The 19,253-nt window shown below is 65.2% G+C and carries 24 protein-coding genes; 17 read left to right on the forward strand and 7 right to left on the reverse strand.

Going from position 1 to position 19,253, the window contains the following annotated elements; genetic code table 11:
* Positions 1-227 precede the first annotated feature (227 nt).
* The 5 genes from KW825_RS02335 (at position 228) to KW825_RS02355 (ending at position 3,938) form a co-directional block, all read left to right on the forward strand.
* Entirely contained in the window at positions 228-665 is a 438-nt protein-coding gene (locus tag KW825_RS02335) for a DUF6404 family protein (protein WP_218328068.1), read from the forward strand.
* On the forward strand, positions 662-1,024 hold the full coding sequence (locus tag KW825_RS02340) for a VOC family protein (RefSeq protein ID WP_218328069.1): 363 nt from the start codon (positions 662-664) through the stop codon (positions 1,022-1,024). Before KW825_RS02335 ends, KW825_RS02340 begins: the two co-directional genes overlap by 4 nt.
* A gap of 191 nt (positions 1,025-1,215) precedes the next feature.
* Positions 1,216-1,512, forward strand: a complete 297-nt coding sequence (locus KW825_RS02345; RefSeq protein WP_218328070.1) for a putative quinol monooxygenase — start codon at positions 1,216-1,218, stop codon at positions 1,510-1,512.
* Between the two features lie 89 nt (positions 1,513-1,601).
* Positions 1,602-2,405 carry a 2,5-didehydrogluconate reductase DkgB gene (dkgB, locus tag KW825_RS02350; protein WP_218328071.1) on the forward strand — a complete coding sequence of 268 codons (804 nt, stop codon included), beginning with the start codon at positions 1,602-1,604 and terminating at the stop codon, positions 2,403-2,405.
* Positions 2,406-2,765: 360 nt separating this feature from the next.
* A complete protein-coding gene (locus tag KW825_RS02355) occupies positions 2,766-3,938 on the forward strand; it encodes an MFS transporter (protein ID WP_218328072.1) in 1,173 nt (390 codons plus the stop codon).
* 66 nt (positions 3,939-4,004) lie between these two features.
* On the opposite strand, the gene cydX is transcribed toward KW825_RS02355, so the two are convergent.
* The 3 genes from cydX to KW825_RS02370 are packed head-to-tail and all read right to left on the reverse strand — an operon-like array spanning position 4,005 to position 6,847.
* Positions 4,005-4,118, reverse strand: a complete 114-nt coding sequence (gene cydX, locus KW825_RS02360) for a cytochrome bd-I oxidase subunit CydX (protein ID WP_025326454.1) — start codon at positions 4,116-4,118, stop codon at positions 4,005-4,007.
* A gap of 30 nt (positions 4,119-4,148) precedes the next feature.
* Entirely contained in the window at positions 4,149-5,276 is a 1,128-nt protein-coding gene (gene cydB, locus KW825_RS02365; protein ID WP_218328073.1) for a cytochrome d ubiquinol oxidase subunit II, read from the reverse strand.
* Entirely contained in the window at positions 5,276-6,847 is a 1,572-nt protein-coding gene (locus KW825_RS02370) for a cytochrome ubiquinol oxidase subunit I (protein ID WP_218328074.1), read from the reverse strand. The genes cydB and KW825_RS02370 overlap by 1 nt, the downstream gene beginning before the upstream one ends.
* Before the next feature lie 120 nt (positions 6,848-6,967).
* On the opposite strand from KW825_RS02370, the gene KW825_RS02375 reads away from it, so the two are divergent.
* The 5 genes from KW825_RS02375 to KW825_RS02395 all read left to right on the forward strand — a co-directional run bounded on the left by KW825_RS02375 (position 6,968) and on the right by KW825_RS02395 (position 10,912).
* Positions 6,968-8,371 carry a PLP-dependent aminotransferase family protein gene (locus tag KW825_RS02375; RefSeq protein WP_218328075.1) on the forward strand — a complete coding sequence of 468 codons (1,404 nt, stop codon included), beginning with the start codon at positions 6,968-6,970 and terminating at the stop codon, positions 8,369-8,371.
* Positions 8,372-8,476: 105 nt separating this feature from the next.
* Complete coding sequence (locus KW825_RS02380; RefSeq protein WP_218328076.1) at positions 8,477-9,253, forward strand: substrate-binding domain-containing protein; 777 nt, start codon at positions 8,477-8,479, stop codon at positions 9,251-9,253.
* A 15-nt stretch (positions 9,254-9,268) separates the two neighbouring features.
* Positions 9,269-9,688, forward strand: a complete 420-nt coding sequence (locus KW825_RS02385; RefSeq protein ID WP_218328077.1) for a hypothetical protein — start codon at positions 9,269-9,271, stop codon at positions 9,686-9,688.
* A gap of 7 nt (positions 9,689-9,695) precedes the next feature.
* Entirely contained in the window at positions 9,696-10,214 is a 519-nt protein-coding gene (locus tag KW825_RS02390; protein ID WP_042651452.1) for an RNA polymerase sigma factor, read from the forward strand.
* The gene (locus KW825_RS02395; protein WP_218328078.1) at positions 10,199-10,912 is read left to right on the forward strand and encodes a hypothetical protein; all 714 of its coding nucleotides are present in this window, start codon (positions 10,199-10,201) and stop codon (positions 10,910-10,912) included. The genes KW825_RS02390 and KW825_RS02395 overlap by 16 nt, the downstream gene beginning before the upstream one ends.
* A gap of 101 nt (positions 10,913-11,013) precedes the next feature.
* Here the strand turns inward: KW825_RS02395 and KW825_RS02400 are convergent, their stop codons facing one another.
* Positions 11,014-11,472, reverse strand: a complete 459-nt coding sequence (locus KW825_RS02400) for a GNAT family N-acetyltransferase (protein ID WP_218328079.1) — start codon at positions 11,470-11,472, stop codon at positions 11,014-11,016.
* A gap of 178 nt (positions 11,473-11,650) precedes the next feature.
* Entirely contained in the window at positions 11,651-12,289 is a 639-nt protein-coding gene (locus KW825_RS02405) for a tellurite resistance TerB family protein (RefSeq protein ID WP_218328080.1), read from the reverse strand.
* Positions 12,290-12,351: 62 nt separating this feature from the next.
* On the opposite strand from KW825_RS02405, the gene KW825_RS02410 reads away from it, so the two are divergent.
* The 5 genes from KW825_RS02410 to KW825_RS02430 all read left to right on the forward strand — a co-directional run bounded on the left by KW825_RS02410 (position 12,352) and on the right by KW825_RS02430 (position 14,750).
* Positions 12,352-13,200, forward strand: a complete 849-nt coding sequence (locus KW825_RS02410; protein WP_218328081.1) for a DMT family transporter — start codon at positions 12,352-12,354, stop codon at positions 13,198-13,200.
* Positions 13,197-13,496 carry a hypothetical protein gene (locus tag KW825_RS02415; protein ID WP_218328082.1) on the forward strand — a complete coding sequence of 100 codons (300 nt, stop codon included), beginning with the start codon at positions 13,197-13,199 and terminating at the stop codon, positions 13,494-13,496. The genes KW825_RS02410 and KW825_RS02415 overlap by 4 nt, the downstream gene beginning before the upstream one ends.
* A 14-nt stretch (positions 13,497-13,510) precedes the next feature.
* Positions 13,511-13,981, forward strand: coding sequence for an acyl-CoA thioesterase (locus KW825_RS02420; protein WP_042651446.1), 471 nt, complete (start codon positions 13,511-13,513; stop codon positions 13,979-13,981).
* A 74-nt stretch (positions 13,982-14,055) separates the two neighbouring features.
* Positions 14,056-14,241 carry a pleiotropic regulatory protein RsmS gene (gene rsmS, locus KW825_RS02425; protein WP_218328083.1) on the forward strand — a complete coding sequence of 62 codons (186 nt, stop codon included), beginning with the start codon at positions 14,056-14,058 and terminating at the stop codon, positions 14,239-14,241.
* A gap of 41 nt (positions 14,242-14,282) precedes the next feature.
* Positions 14,283-14,750: a GyrI-like domain-containing protein gene (locus KW825_RS02430; protein ID WP_218290236.1), complete on the forward strand. Its 468-nt coding sequence runs from the start codon at positions 14,283-14,285 to the stop codon at positions 14,748-14,750.
* 25 nt (positions 14,751-14,775) lie between these two features.
* Here the strand turns inward: KW825_RS02430 and KW825_RS02435 are convergent, their stop codons facing one another.
* Complete coding sequence (locus KW825_RS02435) at positions 14,776-15,618, reverse strand: LysR family transcriptional regulator (protein WP_218328084.1); 843 nt, start codon at positions 15,616-15,618, stop codon at positions 14,776-14,778.
* A 106-nt stretch (positions 15,619-15,724) separates the two neighbouring features.
* Between KW825_RS02435 and KW825_RS02440 the strand changes: the two genes are divergently transcribed.
* Together KW825_RS02440 and KW825_RS02445 are read left to right on the forward strand one after the other, a co-directional pair.
* Positions 15,725-16,228: a nucleoside deaminase gene (locus tag KW825_RS02440; RefSeq protein WP_218328085.1), complete on the forward strand. Its 504-nt coding sequence runs from the start codon at positions 15,725-15,727 to the stop codon at positions 16,226-16,228.
* On the forward strand, positions 16,221-17,447 hold the full coding sequence (locus KW825_RS02445) for an MFS transporter (protein ID WP_218328086.1): 1,227 nt from the start codon (positions 16,221-16,223) through the stop codon (positions 17,445-17,447). Before KW825_RS02440 ends, KW825_RS02445 begins: the two co-directional genes overlap by 8 nt.
* 194 nt (positions 17,448-17,641) lie before the next feature.
* Here KW825_RS02445 and rluF read toward each other — a convergent pair whose 3' ends face one another.
* The gene (rluF, locus tag KW825_RS02450; protein ID WP_218328087.1) at positions 17,642-18,655 is read right to left on the reverse strand and encodes a 23S rRNA pseudouridine(2604) synthase RluF; all 1,014 of its coding nucleotides are present in this window, start codon (positions 18,653-18,655) and stop codon (positions 17,642-17,644) included.
* Positions 18,656-19,253 lie beyond the last annotated feature (598 nt).

The following is a 19,253-nucleotide window of genomic DNA, read 5'->3' on the forward strand; positions in this document are numbered from 1 at the left end:
GCCGCCTTAGATAATCACTCAGGCCAGAGGCTATCTGTTTCCCCTCTGGCCTGACATTCTCCTCCTGGCCTGTTCCCACCCGTTGTCTGCATGGTCGATGTGATCCGGCGCAAACACCCGAGCCCATAAAAAGGCTACAATCGACACCCCTTTAGCCACGTACCGGTCTGAACGCTTATTGACTAGCCCCGCCTGTACCCCTCTGGTTATCACGGAAGAAGAGAAGCATGTCATACGAACGTCGCCTGAACAGCGCCCATCAGGAGCTCGAAAACAAAGGCGTGTGGCCCACCAGCTACAATCCGCCACTGATACTGCTGCTGCGCAAACTGGGCCTGCGGCTGAGGCCACCCCACTATGAGCGCTTTATGGTCAACCTGCTCGTTCTGGGGCTACCGACGGGCATCATCTGGGGTCTGTTGATGTGGTTCTTCGGCTGGCAATATGAGGTGAGCCCGGCGTTTGCACTGCGCCAGAGTGCCCTGTTCGGCATCGGGTTCGGTGTGCTGATGGGGATCATCTTCCTGGTGCGCCGAAAGCAGCTCAAGCTGACCCCATGGGAGGCACTGCCCCGCTCCACGCTCCGGACTCAGAAGCGCTGGCAACTCAGGCAGCCAACGACCAGTCACGCATCACCCATCGATAAGCCAGGGAGTCAACCATGACCAAGGCCCATGAAAAACTGAACTATGTGGAGTTTGCCGCCAGGGATCTCGCGGCCACCAAGGCCTTCTTTCAGACCGTGTTCGGCTGGCAGTTTGTCGACTATGGCCCGGACTATGCGGCCTTTGCCGATGAGGGGCTGGATGGCGGCTTCTACCGAGCGGATCTGTGCAGTCACAGCGCGCAAGGCGGCGCCTTGCTGGTGTTCTACAGCGCCGACATAGAGGCGACCCAAGCCAGGGTCAGCGCCCATGGCGGCACCATCAACCGCCCGCTGTTTGATTTTCCCGGTGGCCGCCGCTTTCACTTTGTCGAACCCAGCGGCAATGAGTTCGCGGTCTGGTCAGAAGCGGCCGCCTGATGGCGAGGGGTGAGCGCCCCAGCCCATCCAGCTCTCTGCTTTCCTCTGGATTGCTCCCCGGCGCCGGCTACCCGCCGGTCTCTTTTCTCTCCCTATTGCTGCGCTCATCTCAATAGTGTTTTGCGAGAGCGGCTATGTTTCGCCCCCCTCGCCGCAGGCATACTGGCCCTCGTCTTAGCAAGGAGGTGCAGATGCCATCCCCCCTGATCGTGATTGCCCAGCTCGAAGCCATACCCGAATACGGTGCCCAGTTCCGGGCCGCCCTGACGCCGCTGATAGCGGCCACCCTGCAGGAGCCTGGCTGCCTCACCTATCAGCTGCATCAGAGCCTGGATAACCCCCACGGCTGGCTGCTTTATGAGCTGTGGGAGAGCGAAGAGGCGCTGCTCGCCCACCAGCGTCAGCCCCATTTTCTCGCCTTTGTGGCCCAGGCCGAGCCCTGGTTTGCCAACAGCAGCATCCGTCGCTACCACAGCCTGCCGGCCTGACGCCCCGCGGCGGCGCGCCAATACTAATTGCACTCCCCCCTTCACCAGTGAAGGGCCGGGAACCGTTGAGAACACCATTAAGGAACATGATGATGAAAATGCCTGCCATGGGTCTGGGGACCTTCCGCCTGAAAGCCGAGCCTCTGCTCGCCACCCTGAATACCGGCCTGGAGCTCGGCTATCGCCACATCGATACCGCCCAGATCTACGACAACGAGTCCGAAGTGGGCGAGGTGCTGGCCACGACTTCGGTGCCCCGCGGCGATATCTACCTGACCACCAAGGTGTGGACCAGCGAATTTGGTCAGGGCAAGCTCATTCCCAGCCTCAAGACCAGCCTGGAGAAGCTGCGCACCGACTATCTGGATCTCGCGCTCATCCACTGGCCCTCCCCCAAGGATGAGGTGCCGATGGCGGTCTATCTGGAGCAGCTGGCCGAGGCGAAGGCCCAGGGCCTGACCCGGGAGATCGGGGTCTCCAACTTCACCGTGGCCCAGCTCAAACAGGCCATCGAGATCCTGGGGCCAGGCGCCATCGCCCACCAGCAGGTGGAGATCCATCCCCTGCTGCAAAACCGCAAGGTGGTGGAATTCTGTCAGGAGCAGGGCATCGCCCTCACCGCCTACATGCCGCTGGCCTATGGCAAGGTGCTGAGCGAACCAGTGCTGATGGAGATCGGCGCACGCCATGGCGTCTCGGCGGCCCAGGTGTCGTTGGCCTGGCTGCTGGCCCAGAACATGACGGTGATCCCGAGCTCCACCAAGCGGGAGAACCAGGCCGCCAACCTGGCCGCCCTCAAGGTGCAACTCAACCCCGAGGAGATGGCCGCCATCGCTACCCTGGAGCGGGGCGAGCGCTGCGCCAACCCGGACTTCGCCCCGAATTGGGATTAAACGGGAGAGGACGCATTGTATCTCTCGCTTCAGCGGCGGATACCGGCAACCCTCACGAGCCTATTGCAACCACGAGCGATCCCATCCCCCTCATCCCCGCCCCTTCTCCCGCCAGGGGAGAAGGGAGTCAATAACGATCTGGGATATTTATCCAACCCCTAGCGGGAGGCACCATGCCTCCCGCTTTTTTTGGTTTTATGTGCCATCCATGCAATTCCCCGCCCGATAAGACCCGATCCATCGCGATGATTGCTGCTGATTAAGCAAAAGTCTTTTGATCTCATCGTCATTTTTGCCAACAAACAAGCTCGGCATACTGCCGCCATTCTCCCGTCGGGAGTCACAGTCCAAGGAGTTTGTATGCCACTGGCGTTGTTTGCCCTCACCCTGAGTGCCTTTGCGATCGGCACCACCGAATTTGTAATAGTGGGGCTGATCCCAACCATAGCCGAACAGCTCAATGTCTCGCTCCCCTCGGCGGGCCTCTTGGTCAGCCTCTATGCCCTGGGCGTCGCCATAGGCGCGCCTGTGCTGACGGCGCTCACCGGCAAGCTGCCGCGCAAGTGGCTGCTGGTGGGGTTGATGGCGCTGTTCACCCTCGGCAACCTGCTGGCCTGGCAGGCCCCCGGCTACAACAGCCTGATCGTCGCCCGGGTGCTGACCGGCCTGGCCCATGGGGTCTTCTTCTCGGTGGGGTCGACCATCGCCACCGGTCTGGTAGCCAAAGAAAAAGCAGCCAGCGCCATCGCCATCATGTTCAGCGGCCTCACCGTCGCGCTGGTCACCGGCGTGCCGCTTGGCACCTGGATTGGTCAGCAGTTCGGCTGGCGCGAGACCTTCCTGGTGGTGAGCGCACTCGGGGTCATCGCCATGGTCGGCAGCCTGCTGCTGATCCCGAGCAACCTGCCCAAGGGGACAGCGTCGACCATCCGCGAGCAGCTCGCCGTGCTGACCCACAAGCCCCTGCTGATGGTCTACGCCAAGACGGCGCTGGGCTACGGCGGCGCCTTCACCGCCTTTACCTTCCTCGCCCCCATCCTGCAACAGGTGAGCGGTTTCGGGGCCAATGCGGTGAGCCTGATCCTGCTGGTGTACGGAGTCTCGGTGGCCGTCGGCAACATCTGGGGCGGCAAGCTGGCGGACAAGATGGGCCCGCTGCCCGCGCTGAAGCTGATGTTTGGCGGGCTGGCACTCATCCTGCTGATGCTCACCTTCACGGCGCCGCACCCTGTGCTGGCGGTGCTGACCGTGCTGGTGTGGGGCGCCTTCGCCTTTGGCAACGTGCCGGGCCTGCAGGTGCTGGTGGTGAAACAGGCCGAGCGCCATACCCCGAACGCCGTGGATGTGGCCTCCGGCCTCAACATCGCCGCCTTTAACGTCGGCATAGCGCTGGGATCCGTGGTGGGCGGTTTTGTGGTGGAGCACCTGGGATTGATGCACACCCCCTGGATTGGCGCGCTGATCGTGCTGCTGGCCTATGGCCTCACCCATGCAAGCGAGAAGCGCGAAGCCAAACTGGCGCTGGCAATCTAATCCGCCGCGCAAAAAAACAAAAAGGCCGACACCTGGTGTCGGCCTTTCTCATTTTCAGGGGCGGGATCAAGGCTCCTTGAGATCCTCATCCGCGGCCCAGCGCGCCTCCAGCCAGAGCAGATTGACCAGGCCGCAGAGCAGGGCAAACCCGAGCCCCAATATCCAGGTGAAATACCACATAGTCGAAGTCTCCCTTAGGTAGAAAGCGGGTTAGTAGAGGCTATGGCCCTGCTGGCGCACCTGCTCGGTGCTCATCTTGCCGCGCACCACCCGGTAGACCCAGAGGGTGTAGCCAATGTTGATGGGCATCAGCACGCCGACTATCCCCAGCATGATAAAGAGGGTCCGCTCGCTGGAGGTGCCGTCCCACAGGGTCAGGCTGCTGGAGGGATCCAGCGACGAGGGCAGCACGAAGGGGAACAGGGCGATGGCGATGGTCAGCATCATGGCGGCGCAGGCGCCACCGCTGGCGAGGATGGCCAGCCGCGGCTTGCCCAGCATGCCGGCCAGGGTGCTCACCAGGGGCAGCAGCAGGCCCAAGGCGGGCATGGCCCAGAGCCAGGGCTGCGCCACGAAGTTGCCAAACCAGCCATTCGGCGCCGTCGTGACCCGCTTCATCAGCGGGGTGAGGGCAGCGTTGAGATCGCCGATCGACTCTATCTGGTAGCCCCCCATCTGGCTGAGCCAGACGCCGCCGAGGGCAAACAGGCCGCTGGCCAGGGGGCCGAGCCAGAGGCTCTGGCGGGCACAGCGCTGCGCTATCACCCCCTGAGTCTTGCACTGCAGGAAGCTGGCGCCGTGCAGCATCAGCAGGGCCAGCGCCGTACCCATGCAGGTCAACAGCAGCGGCCAGTGGAACAGGAAGGCGCCGTAGTGGATGCGCAGGGCCGAGTCGAAGCGAAACGGCAGCCCCTGCAGCAAGAAGCCCAGCGTCGCGCCGAACACCAGGGTCGGCAGCAGGGCACCGGTCACCAAGGCCCTGTCCCACCAGCGGCGCCACTGTGTGGAGGCCAGCTTGCTGCGATAGTCGAAGCCGACCGGGCGCAGGAACAGGCCGAACAGCAGGAACATGAAGGGCACGTAGAGCGCCGAGAAGGCGGCGGCATAGACCAGCGGCCAGGCGGCGAACAGGGCACCGGCCCCGGCGATGAGCCACACCTGGTTGCCCTCCCACACCGGCCCCACGCTGTTGAGCAGCACCCGCCGCTCCTCATCGGTCTTGCCGACGATGGGCAGCAGCAGGCCCACCCCCAGATCGAAGCCATCCATCACCACGAAGCCGATGAGCATGAACAGCACCAGCCCCCACCAGACCAATTTCAGGGTTTCATAATCCATCAGATGGGACTCCCGCTTTGCAACACTTCACCTTGATAACGACCCGTCTGCAGGCTGGCGGGCCCTTTGCGGATCACATGACGCAACAAGAACAGCTCCACCACCAGCAGCGTGCTGTAGATGAGGAAGATGGCGATGAGGCTGAACCAGAGTTGGCCCGGCTGCAGCAGGGAGACCGAGGCCGACACCGGCAGCACGTCGCTGATGGTCCAGGGCTGGCGGCCGAACTCGGCCACGAACCAGCCCGCCTCGATGGCGATCCAGGGCAGGGGTATGCACCAGAACAGCGCCTTGAGCAGGCGGGTCGATTGCACCAGCTTGCCCCGGCACAGTTGCAGGAAGGCGGCGCCAAACAACAGCAACAGCACCACGCCTATGCCCACCATCAGCCGGAAGCTCCAGAACAGCGGCGCCACCTGGGGGATGGAGTCCGCTACTGCCTTGGCGATGGCCGCCTCGTCCGCCTTGCCGATCTCCTTGGCGTAGGGGGTGAGCAGCAGGCCGTAGCCGAGATCGGCGCGGTGGCGCTCGAAGGTGGTGCGGGCCTCGGCATTGCCGCCGTCCGCCCGCATGGCCTCGAGCGCGTCATGGGCCAGCATGCCGCTGCGGATGCGCACCTCGTGCTGCGCCTTGAGATCCTTGAGGCCCGTCACCTGCTCATCGAGGGAGCGGGTGGCGATGATGCCCATCAGGTAGGGAATTTTGATGGCCGCGTGGGTGGTCTCGGCACCCTGATCCGGCAGGCCGAACAGGGTGAAGGCGGCAGGGGCGGGCTCGGTCTCCCACTCCGCTTCGATGGCGGCGAGCTTGACCTTCTGCACCTCCCCCGAGCGGTAGCCCGACTCATCCCCCAGCACTATGACCGAGAGGATAGCGGCCAGCCCGAAGCCGGAGGCGATGGCGAAGGAGCGCAGGGCGAAGCGCACCTCCATGCGGCGCAGCAGATACCAGCTGCTCACCCCCATCACGAACAGGGAGGCCGCCACATAACCCGCCGCCACTGTGTGCACGAACTTCACCTGGGCCACCGGGTTGAACAGCACGGCGGCCACGTCGGTCAGCTCCATGCGCATCGTCATGGGATTGAACTCGGCGCCGACCGGGTTCTGCATCCAGCCGTTGGCGATGAGGATCCAGAGTGCGGAGAGGTTGGAGCCAAGCGCCACCAGCGCGGTCACCAGCAGGTGCTGGCCGCGGGAGAGCTTGTCCCAGCCGAAGAAGAAGAGCCCCACCAGGGTGGACTCGAGGAAGAAGGCCATCAACCCCTCCACCGCCAGCGGGGTGCCGAAGATGTCGCCGACGTAGTGGGAGTAGTAGGCCCAGTTGGTGCCGAATTGAAACTCCAGGGTGATCCCCGTGGTCACCCCCATCACGAAGTTGATACCGAACAGCTTGCCCCAGAAGCGGGTGATGTCCTGATAGATCACCTTGCCGGTCATCACGTAGGCGGATTCGGCGATCACCAGGATCCAGGACAACCCCAGGGTGAGGGGCACAAACAGAAAGTGGAACATCGCCGTCGCCCCGAACTGTATTCGGGAGAGGCTGACCACATCATCCAGGCTTATCATGCATGACTCTCTATGTTGCATTTAACAGACAGGTTTTCGCCCGTTAAGTACAACACGCCCTATGACACCTATAACAGATGCAGTTATAGTGAAATACACCTATAACAGTTAGGACGCACCATGTCCCGTTACGGCCAGCTGGCAGCCTTGCTGCAACAGCAGATAGAGAGCGGCCTCTGGCAACCGGGGGAGCGCATCCCCTCCATCCGCCAGAGCTGCAAGACCCACACACTCAGCCCCATGACGGTGCTGCAGGCCTATCAGCTGCTGGAGAGCCGCGGCCTGATCCTGGCCAGGCCCCAGTCCGGCTACTACGTCAAGGCCGCCACCTCCCCGCTGCAGGCCAGCGTTCCCCAGCAGGCGCACTACACCGGCTCGGTGGACATCAACGATCTGGTGTTCGAGGTGCTGCAGGCGAGCAAGTCCCGCGAGCTGGTGCCGCTCGGCATGGCGGTGGCGGATCCCGCACTCTTCCCCCACCCCCAGCTCGGCCGGGCGCTGGCCAGCTGCATGCGCCGTCTCGACCCCTTCAGCACGGTCGCCGACCTGCCCCCCGGCAACGAGGCGCTGCGCCGCGCCATCGCCCAGCGTTACGCCGGCGACGGGCTGGCGGTCGACCCCCAAGAGATCATCATCACCACGGGCGCCATGGAGGCGCTCTCCCTGAGCCTGCAGGTGCTGACCGAGCCGGGGGACTGGGTGGTGGTGGAATCCCCCACCTTCTACGGCGCCCTGCAGGCCATGGAGCGGCTCAAGCTCAACGTGGTGGAGATCCCGGTGATCCCCGGGGTCGGCATCGATCTCGCCCTGCTGGCCGAGGCGCTCGCCCAGCGCCCCATCAAGGCATGCTGGCTGATGGGCAACGTCCAGCATCCCCTCGGCCACACCATGCCCGATGGGCACAAGCAGGGGCTGATGCAGTTGCTCAACCGCCATCAGGTGCCGTTGGTGGAGGACGACGTCTACGCCGAGCTCTATTTTGGCCGCGAGCGCCCCAGGCCCATCAAGCATTGGGACGCCCGGGGTGACAGCCTGCTGTGCGGCTCCTGGACCAAGTGCCTGGCGCCGGGCTTTCGGGTCGGCTGGGTGGTGGCTGGGCCCCATGCCGAGCGCATCCAGCGGCTGCAACTGATGTCGACCCTGTCGACCAATGTGCCGAGCCAGCTGGCACTGGCCGACATGCTGCGCCAGGGCGGGGTGGATGCCCACTTTCGCCGCCTGCGCCACACCCTGGCCCAGCGCCAGCAGCAGATGCGGGCGGCCCTGCTGCGCCTCTTTCCGGATGAGGTGCGCATCTCGACCCCGGACGGCGGCTACTTCCTCTGGCTGGAGTTTGACCCGACAGTGGACAGCCGATCGCTGCACGCCCAGGCGCTGGCCTGCGGCTTCTCGCTCGCGCCGGGGGCCCTGTTCTCGAGCAAGGGTCAGTACAACCACTGCCTGCGCCTGAACAGTTCCCACCCCTGGAGTCCGGCGCTGGAGGCGGCCCTGACCCGGCTGGCGGCGCTGATCCACCGGCAATAGGCCCGCCAAGGCCCCCCTGGCGCCTCGGCAGATTTATTTTCCGACCACTGCATCCAATTGCCTCCCTGCTTCGTCTCTCTGATGACCCTCAATCAAGGAGAGATGATGAAACCACAATTCCCCTGGCTGCTGCTCTGCTCGGTCTGCCTGCCGCTGCAGGCGGTCCCCGCCCCCCATCAGGCCGCTGACGGCACCCTCCGCCTCTATGGCCCGGGCGGGCCGGACAGCGCCCTCAAGCGGGCGGCCCACGCCTTCCAGCAGGAGACCGGGATCCGGGTCGAGGTCACCGCCGGCCCCGAGGCGAGCTGGCGCGACAAGGCCATCCTGGACGCCGACCTGATCTTCGCCGGCGCCGAGCAGTCCATGTCCGCCTTTCTCGAACGCTACCCCTTCCTCGATCGCCAGAGCGCCCACTCCTACTACCTGAGGCGCAGCGTCATCGCCGTGCAGAAAGGCAATCCGGCCGGGATCACCGGCATCGAGGACTTGATCAACCGCCCCCTCAAGGTGGTCGTGACCGAGGGGTTGGGCAGCTACAACACCTCGGGCACCGGGCTCTGGGAGGACGTCGCGGGGCGCAAGGGCAAGCTGGCGGATGTGCAGAAGCTGCGGCGCAACATCGTCGCCTTCGAGCAGGGCAGCGGCGCCAGCTTCCGGGCCTTCACCGGCCAGCAGGCCGATGCCTGGATCACCTGGGTGCACTGGCCCCTGAACCACAGGGACAAGGCCGATTTCGTCGAGATCGAGCCCGAGCGGCGCATCTATCGCGGCCTGCTCATCGCCAGGGCCGAGGGAGCCGATACCAGCACCCAGACCTTCCTCAACTTCATCAACAGCCCCAAGGGCGAGCCGTTCTTCACCCAGGATGGCTGGACTCGTTAACCCAAGGAGATACCCATGAAAAACACCCTCATCGCCCTCGCGCTGCTGCCGTTTGGTTCACTCCGGGCCATGGAGATCCAGCCGATCCCCAGCGCCGAGCAGTTGCCCGTCGCCCGGATAACCGAGCACGGCAAGGCCTATCTGGTCGATCCCCTTGGCTTTAGCCTCTACCGCTTCGACAAGGATTCCCAAGGAAAATCCACATGTTATGCTGAGTGCGCGCAAAACTGGCCCCCGCTCCTCGCCAGTGCAACCGAGGTCAAGGCGGGACTGGGCAAGGCGGCCGACGCCGGCTTTGCGCTGCTCCAGCGACAGGACGGGCAATATCAGTGGAGCTACCGCGGTCATCCTCTCTATCGCTGGGTCAAGGACTCGGCCCCCGGCCAGAGCAGCGGGGATGGCGTGAAGAATGTCTGGCACCGCGTCCAGCTATGAGGTCTGAGTGAACATCGACAGCCAACAACTCACCCACCTGCTGGCGCGCTGCCGGCTCAGGGACAAGCGATCGTTTGAAGCCCTCTACCAGCTGACGGGCCAACCGCTGTACGGCATGCTCTATGGCCTGCTCAAGGACAAGCAGTGGGCCGCGGACATACTGCAGGAGGGCTTTCTGAAGATCTGGCATGGCCAGAGTGCCTATCCCGTCGACTATCCCTGGGCCTGGCTCTGCCAGTGCATGCGCAACCTGGCCATCGATGCCTTGCGCACCCGGGCCCGCCAGGGGGAAGTGCCATGGGATGAGGGGGCCGAGGGCCATACCGAGGGGGCACATGCCCCCTCTTTCGCCCTCGATCGCTGCCTGGCGCAGCTCTGCGCCGACAAGCGCAACGCCATCGTGCTGGCCTATCGGCACGGCCTGAGCCATCAGGAGATAGTCACTCACACCCAAAGCCCGCTCGGCACCGTCAAGTCCTGGATCCGGCGCGGGTTGGAGGAACTCAAGCAATGCCTGACCCAATGACCCCCCGTCGCTATCGGGATCCGGCGCTGCGCGAGCGGCTCGCCGGCGAATATGTGCTGGGGACCCTGAGCCCACGGGTGCAGGCCCGGCTGACCAGCCTGATGGCGCGGGATCCCGACTGGTGGCAGTGGGTCGAACAGTGGCAACGACACCTGGATCCCCTGCTGCGCGGCGGCGACAGCGCCCCGCCCCTGCCCCGCCAGCTCTGGCACCGCATCGAGCAAGGCATCTCTCCCTCGCCCAGACCCCGGCGGCTGTGGTGGCCGCTGGCCATGGCCGCCTCCCTGCTGCTGGGGCTCTGGCTGCAGCCGCTGCTCCCCTGGCAGGCCCCGACCGCCATCGAACCTGTGCGCTATCTGGCCATGATGTCCTCCGCCCAGGAGGAGGCCCCCTTCGTGCTGGTAGCCTATCAGGGCAAGCAGCCGGGTCAGTCCAGCATCCGCCTGCAGCAGAACCAGGCGAGCCCGCTCGCCCTGCCCGCCGATGCCATGCTCTGGATGCGGGACAAGGGCTCCAAGGCCCTGGTGCCGCTCGCACCGCTGAGGGAGGTCATGGGCGGCCGCTTCCTGACCCCGGGGGAGTGGCAGCAGCTCAAGGCGAGCAGCGAGCTGCTGGTGATGAGCGGCGAGCAGGGCAGCGAGCGCCTGCTCTATCGCGGTCACTGCATCGAGCTCGGCCCCTGGCCGGCGCAGAGTTAGACTACTGGGGCGGTACCCGCCCCCGGCAGCTCTGAGTGCAAGCCTCCCAGGATAACAACAAGGCCCCGTGTTGGGGCCTTGTTCGTCGGAAGAGACCCGGCTTATCGGGCGTAGATCTCGGACTGTCGTTTAAAGCCGAGGGACTCGTAGAGCGACTTGGCCCTGTCGTTGAATGACATCACCTCCAGCCTGATCTGCGTCGCATCGCGGGCCCTGGCCCAGTCGTCGCAATGGGCGATCAGCGCCTTGCCGATGCCGCGGGATCTGTGACCTTCATCCACCACCACGGAGCCGATGCGGCAGATGGGCAGCCTGGTGAGGAAGGGGACGGATTCATTGATGTCGATCCTGGCGCTCAGAAAACCCAGCACCCGATCCTCTTCCACCGCCACGCAGAACAGCCGTCCCTCGGCCGCGATGGCGTCGAGCAAGAAGCCTCTCTCCGCCGCCGAGGGGGGACAAAACACCTCGGGGGCCTGCGCGAAGTGGATCAGCCCTATTTGCCGATTCAGCTCCATGATGGCGTCAATATCCTGCTCGCCTGCCTTGCGTATCTCCACTGCCTGCTCCTTGTCCTGTCGCTTCCCTGTTGGGTCAAACTGCCCTCTCACCCTGGGGTGAGAGGGCCCATCATAGTGGGAGGATCACGCAATAAGAAGGGGGCGCGGCTAAAAGGTGGCTCAAATGAGCAACAAGAATGACCACGGCCCCAGGCCGGCACGCTAGTGCGAGCGCGGGTTACAGCGCCGCCACCTGCCGCTCTATGCTCCCCTTGAGGTTGTCATCGAGCTTGAGGGCCCGCGCCAGCTCATCCAGATAGCCGCGCTCCATGAAGTGATCCACGTCGATGGCGAGCAGGGAGGCGAGGTAGACCTCGGTGGCCTGCTCCATGTCGGTCACTTCCCGCGCCAGCGCCTGGGGATCGAGGGGGCGAGCCAGCTCGGCGTCAATCCAGCGCGCCGCGTCGCGCTGGCCCTGCTCGGTCAGGTACTGCTGGATCTTCTGGCGCTCGCTATCGTCGATGTGGCCGTCGGCCCGGGCGGCCGCCACCATGGCGCGCACCAGCAGGGTCGAGCGGGCGTCAAGCGCCTGCCCTTGCAGCGTATCGAGGGGCTGGGCAGGCTGGCTCGCGCCCCCCTGCTGGGCCTGCCAATCCTGATAGAGCTTGTAGGCCAGCCCGCCGAGGGCCGCCGCACCGCCCACCGCCGCCACCTTGCCGCCATATTTGCGCATCTTCTTATTGCCCAGCAGTAAGGCCATGGCCCCGGCCGCCAGGCCGCCCTGCGCCACGCCCTTCATCTGCGCCTTGCGGCTGTCACCGCCGTCGTTGAGCCAGCCCTTGCCAGCTCCCATCAATTGCTCCAGCATCTGTTTCATGAGACCTCCTCTTTGCATGGGTTTCCATGCTGGTCCGCGCCCACTGAACTCAAGGTGAATGGATGCCACTGCCCCGCCTGCTGCTGCTGACCCTGCTGACGCTGACCGCGTTCGCCGCCAACTCGGTACTCTGCCGCCTGGCCCTGTTCGAGGAGCGGATGGATCCGGCCCTGTTCACCCTGCTGCGGCTGACCAGCGGCGCCCTGATGCTGATCCTGTTGTGCCGGGTCCGCCACCAGTCGCCGCGCCAGGGGGACTGGGGCGGTGCCCTGGCCCTCATCGCCTACGCCGCACTGTTCTCCTTCGCCTACCTCACCCTGACCGCGGGCACCGGCGCCCTGCTGTTGTTTGCCGCCGTCCAGCTCAGCATGCTGGCGCCCCCCCTGCTGCGTGGGGAGCCCCTGCCACGGCGCCAGTGGGTCGGCCTGCTGCTCGCCATGGCGGGGCTGGTGCTGTTGCTGCTGCCCGGCATCCGGGCGCCGGATCCCCTGGGGGCCGCCATGATGATCGGCGCCGGCATCGCCTGGGCCTGCTACACCCTGCGGGCCTCGCGCTTTGGCGATCCCATCGCCGCCAATGCCGGTCACTTCCTGCGCGCCAGCCTGCCCGCGGCCCTGCTCTACCTGCTGCTGGGCCGGCTCGAGGCCAGCCCGGCCGCCATCGGCTACGCCCTGACCTCGGGCGCCCTCGCCTCCGGCCTGGGTTATGCACTCTGGTATCTGGTGCTGCCCCAGCTGGGGCGCACCCTGGCCGCCAGCGTCCAGCTGCTGGTGCCCCTGCTCGCGGCCCTGGCCGGGCTCATCTGGTTGGATGAGTCCTGGTCGCTGCGGTTGTTATTGTCATCACTGGGCATTCTGGGCGGCATTGCCCTGGTCATCTCGGGACGCCCCCCTTCAGGAGACAAACCATGAAGATCGCCATACTGCTGCTCGGTTGCAGCCTCTCCACCGGCCTGCTGGCCGCCATCGAAGACAGGGAGGCCCAGCAGGCCAAGCTGGATGCCGCCTGCCAGCAGGCCCAGCAACAGCTGATCGGGCAGGGCAAGCAAGAGCGTGTCGACGGCTGCATCGAGGAGGGTGGCAAGGCGGCCAAGTGCCAGCAGGAGTTTGCCAGCTTCGGCCAGCGCGAGGGCAACAAGCGCCCCGATTTTTCCACCGTGCCCGCCTGTCAGCAGGCCGAGGCCTATCGCAAGAGTGTCCGGCAATGAGCCGAGGAGAGAGCATGACCCCACCCCGCGAGCTGACCCTGCAGTTTCTGGCCGAGCCCGCCGACGTGAACTTCGGCGGCAAGGTGCACGGCGGCATGGTGATGAAGTGGATCGATCAGGCGGGTTACGCCTGCGCCGCCGGCTGGTGCGGCGGCTATGCGGTCACCGTCTACGTGGGGGGCATCCGCTTCCTGCGTCCCATCCAGATAGGCCAGTTGGTGGAGGTGCACGCCCAGGTGATCCACACCGGCACCACCAGCATGCACCTGGCGGTGGATGTCTACAGCCGCCACCCGGCCAACCGGGAGCGCCACAAGACCACCCACTGCATCATCATCTTCGTCGCCATGGATGAGACGGGTACCCCGACCAAGGTGCCCCAGTGGCAGCCGGTCTCGGCCGCCGACCACCAGTTGCAGCAGTACGCCAAGAAACTGATGGCCCTGCGGGCCGATCTCGACAAGGAGATGCGCCAGCATCTGTGACCCCGCTCGCCTTGCCCGAGGCGGGTGATGGCCCTGTATAATGGCCGCTCTGAGACAGGAAGAGGGGAAAAACGATGTCACTGGAAAACGCGCCGCCCGAGGTAAAACTCGCGGTGGATCTCATCGAGCTGCTGGAGACCAACCAGATAGATCCGGCCCTGGCCCTGGCGGCGCTGGCCATAGTCCAACGGGACTATGAGCGAAAGATCCAGCAAGGCGCCAAGCAAAAAAGCCAGCCGGGTGAAGGTCAGGATCACTGAGTCCGGTCCACACAAACCCCGCCGCACCATCAGGAGGATCTATGACAGCCCCCATTCGTTTCGAGAACGGCCGCCCTATGTTGCTGGGTGGGCTGCGCCGTCACCATCTGTTCCAACAGGGGGATTTCGGTGGCCAGTGGCGCGACTTCGGCGCCCTGGGCCCGTTGCCGGGCCAGCTGGGAGAGCATGCCTACGGCGTCATCTGCGGCGCCGACGCCACCGGCTGCGAGTACATGTGTGCGGTGGAGGTCGCCGCGCTGGAGGTGTTGCCCAAGTCCCTTGGCCGGATGCGCATCCAGGCGCAGAGCTACGCCGTCTTCCTGCATAGGGGCCATGTCGATGCCCTGCCGCAGACCTGGCAGCAGGCGCTGGACTGGCTGGCGCACTCCGATTACGAGTCTGCCCACAGGCCGGATTTCGAGCGCTACGGCGCCGCCTTCGATCCCCTCACCGGCAGCGGCGAGGTGGAAGTCTGGCTCGCCGTGCTGCCCAGACAGGCCATCGCCTGAGCGAGCCCAGCCCTCAATCGCTGACTCAGCCTGGCCCCATCACCTGATCGCACAGATCGATCAGCGCCTGGCTGAGCCGGGTCAACGGCTCCCCGCCGCCCGCCCCCAGATGCAGCGCCAGCTCAATCGGCTGCACCGACGGCCAGTGTGACAGCTCCAACTGACCCGGCAGCAGCAAGCGCCGTGGCAAGAGACTGACACCGATCCCCGCACTGACCGCCCCCTGCAGGCTGGCGAGGCTGGCACTGACGTAGGCGATGCGCCAACGCCGCCCCAGCCCGTCGAGGGTCTCCGTCAGTTGCCGCCGATAGAGCCCCTCGCTCGGAAACACCACCAGCGGCACCGGATCCCGCTCCCCGGCAGGCCAGTCGCGGCTGTCGACCCAGGCGAGCGGCTCGCGCCAGCTGGCGATGGGGCTGCCCTGACCGCGCCCCTGCTTGACCAGCGCCAGATCCAGCTCCCCCGCCTCGAATCGCTGCCACAAGGCGTGGCTGAGATCGCTCTGCACCTCCAGCCGGACCTCAGGGTATTGGCGGGCGAAGGCCGCCAATACCGAGGTCATGGCCCCGGCGGCGAAGTCCTCCGGCACCCCCAGACTCAGCGGCTGGCTCGCCTCGCTCAGCTGCTGCTCGGCCTGGGCCAGCAGCGCCAGGATGCGGCGTGCCAAGCCCAACAAGGTCTCCCCCGCCACTGTGGTCACCACCTGGCGCCCGCTTCTGTCCAGCAGCGGGCAGCCGAGCTGTTGCTCGAGGCGCCGCATCTGCTGGCTGATGGTGGACTGGGTCAGGTGGACGCGCTCACCGGCACGGGTGAAACTGCCGGTCTCTATGATGGCGACAAAACTGCGCAGCAACTGGGGATCCAGCATGGCGACTCCATTTACATAATCACTGATTGCTATTCTATCATTTAATTTCCAAATGACCCGATGACCCGCTAGGCTGCCGCCACTCCCTCTCTGCGCAGGATCTGCCATGTCACCCGCCCCTCAGTCCGGCACCCGCCTCGTCAACTCCCTGACCGCCCTCTCGGATCCCACGCATCAGGAGTGGCTGGAGCAGGTGCTGCACCTGGCCCTGACCCATCGCCGGCAAGGGGGCCGCCCCTTCGCCGCTCTGCTGGTACGGGACAACCGACTGGTGGCGAGCGCCGTCAATCGCATGCTGGAGAACGGCGACCCCACCCGTCACGCCGAGCTGGAGGTGCTGCGTGAGGGGAGCCAGCAGGGGCCGCTGGCGGGCACCATCGTCTACGCCAGCGGCCACCCCTGCCCCATGTGCCTGAGCGCGCTGGTGATGAACGGCATCAGTGCCGTCTACTACGCCTTCGACAATCAGGATGCGGCCCCCTTCGGCTTCGACAGCACGGCGGCCTATCAGAAGCTGGGGTTGGCCCTCAAGCCGCCGCCCCTGCCGCTGATCAAGCTGCCGAGCCCCATCCCGGCCGCCACCCTCTACGGCGATCCCTGCCATGAGTAAGCAGGGGGCAGGCGCCCTACTGGTGCTGGTGATGCTGATCGGCATCAACCTGCGCCCCTTCCTCACCGCCATAGGGCCGCTGGCGGGGCGGATAGATGCCCGGCTGGCGCTCGGCATGGACAGCCTCGCCTGGGTGACCCTGCTGCCCCTGCTGCTGATCGGGGTCGGCGTGCTCTTCACCCCCACCTTGCTGCGGCTGACCAGTCCACGCCGCCTGCTGGCGGCAGCGCTGTTGCTGCTGGCGCTGGGCAGCGCCCTGCGCTTCGATCTGACCAGCGGCGCCCTGCTCATCGCCAGCGCCGCCCTCTGCGGCCTGGGCTCGGCACTGGTGCAGGGGGTGCTGCCCGGTCTCATCAAGGGGGCCTTCGCCCGGCGGGTGCCGCTGGTGATGGGGATCTTCTCTGCCTGCATGATGGGAGGCGGGGCGCTCGGCGCCATCCTCAGCCCCCATCTGGCAGAGCGGTTCGACTGGTCGCGGGTGCTCGCCTTGTGGAGCCTGCCGGTGCTGCTGGCGCTGATCTGGCTCGGCTGGCGGGTGCGACTGCCGACGGTGACCAGGGCCCCGCAACCGCAGGGGGAACAGCGGCTGATCGGCCTGCCCCGCAGTTGGCTGCTGATCGGCTGCTTTGGCATCATCAACAGCGGCTATGGCATAGTCGTGGCCTGGCTGGCACCGGCCTACATGGCGCAGGGCCTGAGCGCCCAGCAGGGAGGTGAGCTGGTGGCCTGGCTGGCACTGGCCCAGACCCTGAGCGGTCTCGGCCTGCCCATGCTGGCGGCGCGCAGGCTGGATCGGCGCCCCTGGATGGGGCTCGCCATCGCAGCGCAGGCGCTGGGCTTCGGCGGCCTCTGGCTGGCGCCAGCCAGCGCCCCCATCCTCTGGTGCATGCTGTGCGGCGCCGGGCTCGGCGGCAGCTTCTCCCTCATCATGGTGATAGCGCTGGATCACCTGCCAGACCCCAGACGCGCCGGCGCCCTCAGCGCCCTGATGCAGGGCTTCGGCTTCATGCTGGCGGCCACAGGCCCCTGGGTGGCGGCCAGGCTCTATCACGCCAGCGGCGACTTTGCCGCCGCCTGGCAGTGGCAGCTGGGGGGGCTGGTGCTGATGAGCCTCTTGGTGCTGCGCCTCGATCCCCGCCACTATGCCCGGGTGATGCGTCACCCCCTCAATCCAGCCGATATCACAACCACATTGGCTCAAGACCACAGATCGACTTAGTCCTGGGTATGGGAGTGCAATGAGATGGCGAGTGCTGCGCCTCCATTTCCTCCGTCACTACGCCCGGGTGATGCGCCTGCCCGTCGCGGCCGAAACTAACTCCCCGGCCCCCCTGCCAGCCCAAAGCAATACACCGGCCTAGGGCCGGTGTATTGGGGAGTGCAAGCTGGGCTGGCACGAGTCAGCGGGGCCTGTTAGCGCCCCTTCTTCTGCCGCCCGGCCTGGTTGGCGCGCGGCTTGGCCGCGGCGGGTTTGCCGCCCTTGCCGGGGGCTCCCTTGCCAGGCGCCTTGCCCGCAGCCCCCTTGGCGGGGCCCTTGTTCTCGAACGCCGCCGGGCCCGGCACATTGGGGCGCCCGCCAATCTCGTGATCATCATCCCGGCGCGGCTTCTTGCCCGGCGCCGGTTTGCCATTCTGACCCGCTTGGACCTTGGCGCCCTGGGCGCCGGCCGCCTTGGGTTTCTCCCCCTTGGCCGGCTTCACCTCGGAGGAGGAGTCCTCGATCAGCTTGAACAGCTCGATCAGCTCGTCGTCGGTGAGATCCCGCCACTCCCCCACCGGCAGCCCCTTGAGGCTGACGTTCATGATGCGGACACGCTCGAGCTTGGTGACCTCGAAGCCGAAGTGTTCGCACATGCGGCGGATCTGGCGGTTCAGCCCCTGCACCAGGGTGATGCGGAACACAAAGGGCGCCTCTCTCTTCACCTTGCACTTCTTGGTGACGGCGCCGAGGATAGGCACCCCGGCGCCCATGCCCCGGATAAACTCGTCGGTGACCGGCTTGTCGACGGTCACCAGGTACTCTTTCTCGTGATCGTTGCCCGCCCGCAGGATCTTGTTGACCAGATCACCGTGGTTGGTCAGGAAGATCAGCCCCTGGGAATCCTTGTCGAGCCGGCCTATGGGGAAGATGCGGGTGCTGTGGTTGACGAAGTCGACTATGTTGTCCTTCTCCCCCGCCTCTGTGGTGGAGACTATGCCCACCGGCTTGTTGAGCACGATGAACACCAGGCTGTCGGCCTCCCGCGCCTCTATCACCTGACCGTTGACCTTGACCAGATCCCCGGCGAACACCTGATCCCCTATCCCGGCCCGCTTGCCGTTGATGAAGACCTGGCCCTGCTCGATGAAGCGATCGGCCTCACGGCGCGAGCAGATGCCGCTCTCGCTGATGTACTTGTTAAGGCGCATGGATTCATCAGCCAGCATGGGTCACCTGCCAGAGTATTGGGTTGAAGAGGGTCGTCGGCTGGGTCAGCCACATCATCGTCGGGTTAGTCTGCATACCATTCCATCTGCAAAAAGCATCTTCAAAAAGGGCAAAGCCTGCGCATTCACCAAAAAAACGCCGCTACAGTAGCATATTGCCCCGCGCCATACGCCGGATAGTTGCGCCCGGCCGCCTCAGGCCGTCGCCGTCGGCCCCATCCATCCCTGTTCGCCAAGCCATTTTTGCCCCTGCCACTCGGCGCGCCTTGATCCCCGCGCGGGCCAAACCCAGCCCCAAGCCGGGTGGTGACACAAGTAAGGGCGCCGACCGAAACCTGCCGAGAGACTAGCTGGCGCTCCAGACCGGAAAGAGAGAACTATCACTTGCTATTTATTTAACAAAAATGCATAAAAAGATTTTCAGCGGCGCAAATTATTATACCTGTTTCGGCCATGATAGGCGCCAGCTCGTGATTGTCGGCATTACTCGCTGTCTAACAAATTTTTATCCGTATTCACTTTCTAACTCGAACATAAATCTGAATGCGGGCCATGAACCCTTCTCTGGCATGACGCCAATATGATCTTTCACTACAGG

This window comes from Aeromonas sp. sif2433 (genome assembly GCF_019218705.1).
In the GTDB taxonomy this organism is placed as follows: domain Bacteria; phylum Pseudomonadota; class Gammaproteobacteria; order Enterobacterales; family Aeromonadaceae; genus Aeromonas; species Aeromonas encheleia.

Bases quoted from the DNA above. Each gene is read 5' to 3' on its own strand.
- KW825_RS02335 (WP_218328068.1), top strand. From the start codon at position 228: ATGTCATACGAACGTCGCCTGAACAGCGCCCATCAGGAGCTCGAAAAC.
- KW825_RS02340 (WP_218328069.1), top strand. From the start codon at position 662: ATGACCAAGGCCCATGAAAAACTGAACTATGTGGAGTTTGCCGCCAGG.
- KW825_RS02345 (WP_218328070.1), top strand. From the start codon at position 1,216: ATGCCATCCCCCCTGATCGTGATTGCCCAGCTCGAAGCCATACCCGAA.
- dkgB (WP_218328071.1), top strand. From the start codon at position 1,602: ATGATGAAAATGCCTGCCATGGGTCTGGGGACCTTCCGCCTGAAAGCC.
- KW825_RS02355 (WP_218328072.1), top strand. From the start codon at position 2,766: ATGCCACTGGCGTTGTTTGCCCTCACCCTGAGTGCCTTTGCGATCGGC.
- cydX (WP_025326454.1), bottom strand. From the start codon at position 4,118: ATGTGGTATTTCACCTGGATATTGGGGCTCGGGTTTGCCCTGCTCTGC.
- cydB (WP_218328073.1), bottom strand. From the start codon at position 5,276: ATGGATTATGAAACCCTGAAATTGGTCTGGTGGGGGCTGGTGCTGTTC.
- KW825_RS02370 (WP_218328074.1), bottom strand. From the start codon at position 6,847: ATGATAAGCCTGGATGATGTGGTCAGCCTCTCCCGAATACAGTTCGGG.
- KW825_RS02375 (WP_218328075.1), top strand. From the start codon at position 6,968: ATGTCCCGTTACGGCCAGCTGGCAGCCTTGCTGCAACAGCAGATAGAG.
- KW825_RS02380 (WP_218328076.1), top strand. From the start codon at position 8,477: ATGAAACCACAATTCCCCTGGCTGCTGCTCTGCTCGGTCTGCCTGCCG.
- KW825_RS02385 (WP_218328077.1), top strand. From the start codon at position 9,269: ATGAAAAACACCCTCATCGCCCTCGCGCTGCTGCCGTTTGGTTCACTC.
- KW825_RS02395 (WP_218328078.1), top strand. From the start codon at position 10,199: ATGCCTGACCCAATGACCCCCCGTCGCTATCGGGATCCGGCGCTGCGC.
- KW825_RS02405 (WP_218328080.1), bottom strand. From the start codon at position 12,289: ATGAAACAGATGCTGGAGCAATTGATGGGAGCTGGCAAGGGCTGGCTC.
- KW825_RS02410 (WP_218328081.1), top strand. From the start codon at position 12,352: ATGCCACTGCCCCGCCTGCTGCTGCTGACCCTGCTGACGCTGACCGCG.
- KW825_RS02415 (WP_218328082.1), top strand. From the start codon at position 13,197: ATGAAGATCGCCATACTGCTGCTCGGTTGCAGCCTCTCCACCGGCCTG.
- KW825_RS02420 (WP_042651446.1), top strand. From the start codon at position 13,511: ATGACCCCACCCCGCGAGCTGACCCTGCAGTTTCTGGCCGAGCCCGCC.
- rsmS (WP_218328083.1), top strand. From the start codon at position 14,056: ATGTCACTGGAAAACGCGCCGCCCGAGGTAAAACTCGCGGTGGATCTC.
- KW825_RS02430 (WP_218290236.1), top strand. From the start codon at position 14,283: ATGACAGCCCCCATTCGTTTCGAGAACGGCCGCCCTATGTTGCTGGGT.
- KW825_RS02435 (WP_218328084.1), bottom strand. From the start codon at position 15,618: ATGCTGGATCCCCAGTTGCTGCGCAGTTTTGTCGCCATCATAGAGACC.
- KW825_RS02440 (WP_218328085.1), top strand. From the start codon at position 15,725: ATGTCACCCGCCCCTCAGTCCGGCACCCGCCTCGTCAACTCCCTGACC.
- KW825_RS02445 (WP_218328086.1), top strand. From the start codon at position 16,221: ATGAGTAAGCAGGGGGCAGGCGCCCTACTGGTGCTGGTGATGCTGATC.
- rluF (WP_218328087.1), bottom strand. From the start codon at position 18,655: ATGCTGGCTGATGAATCCATGCGCCTTAACAAGTACATCAGCGAGAGC.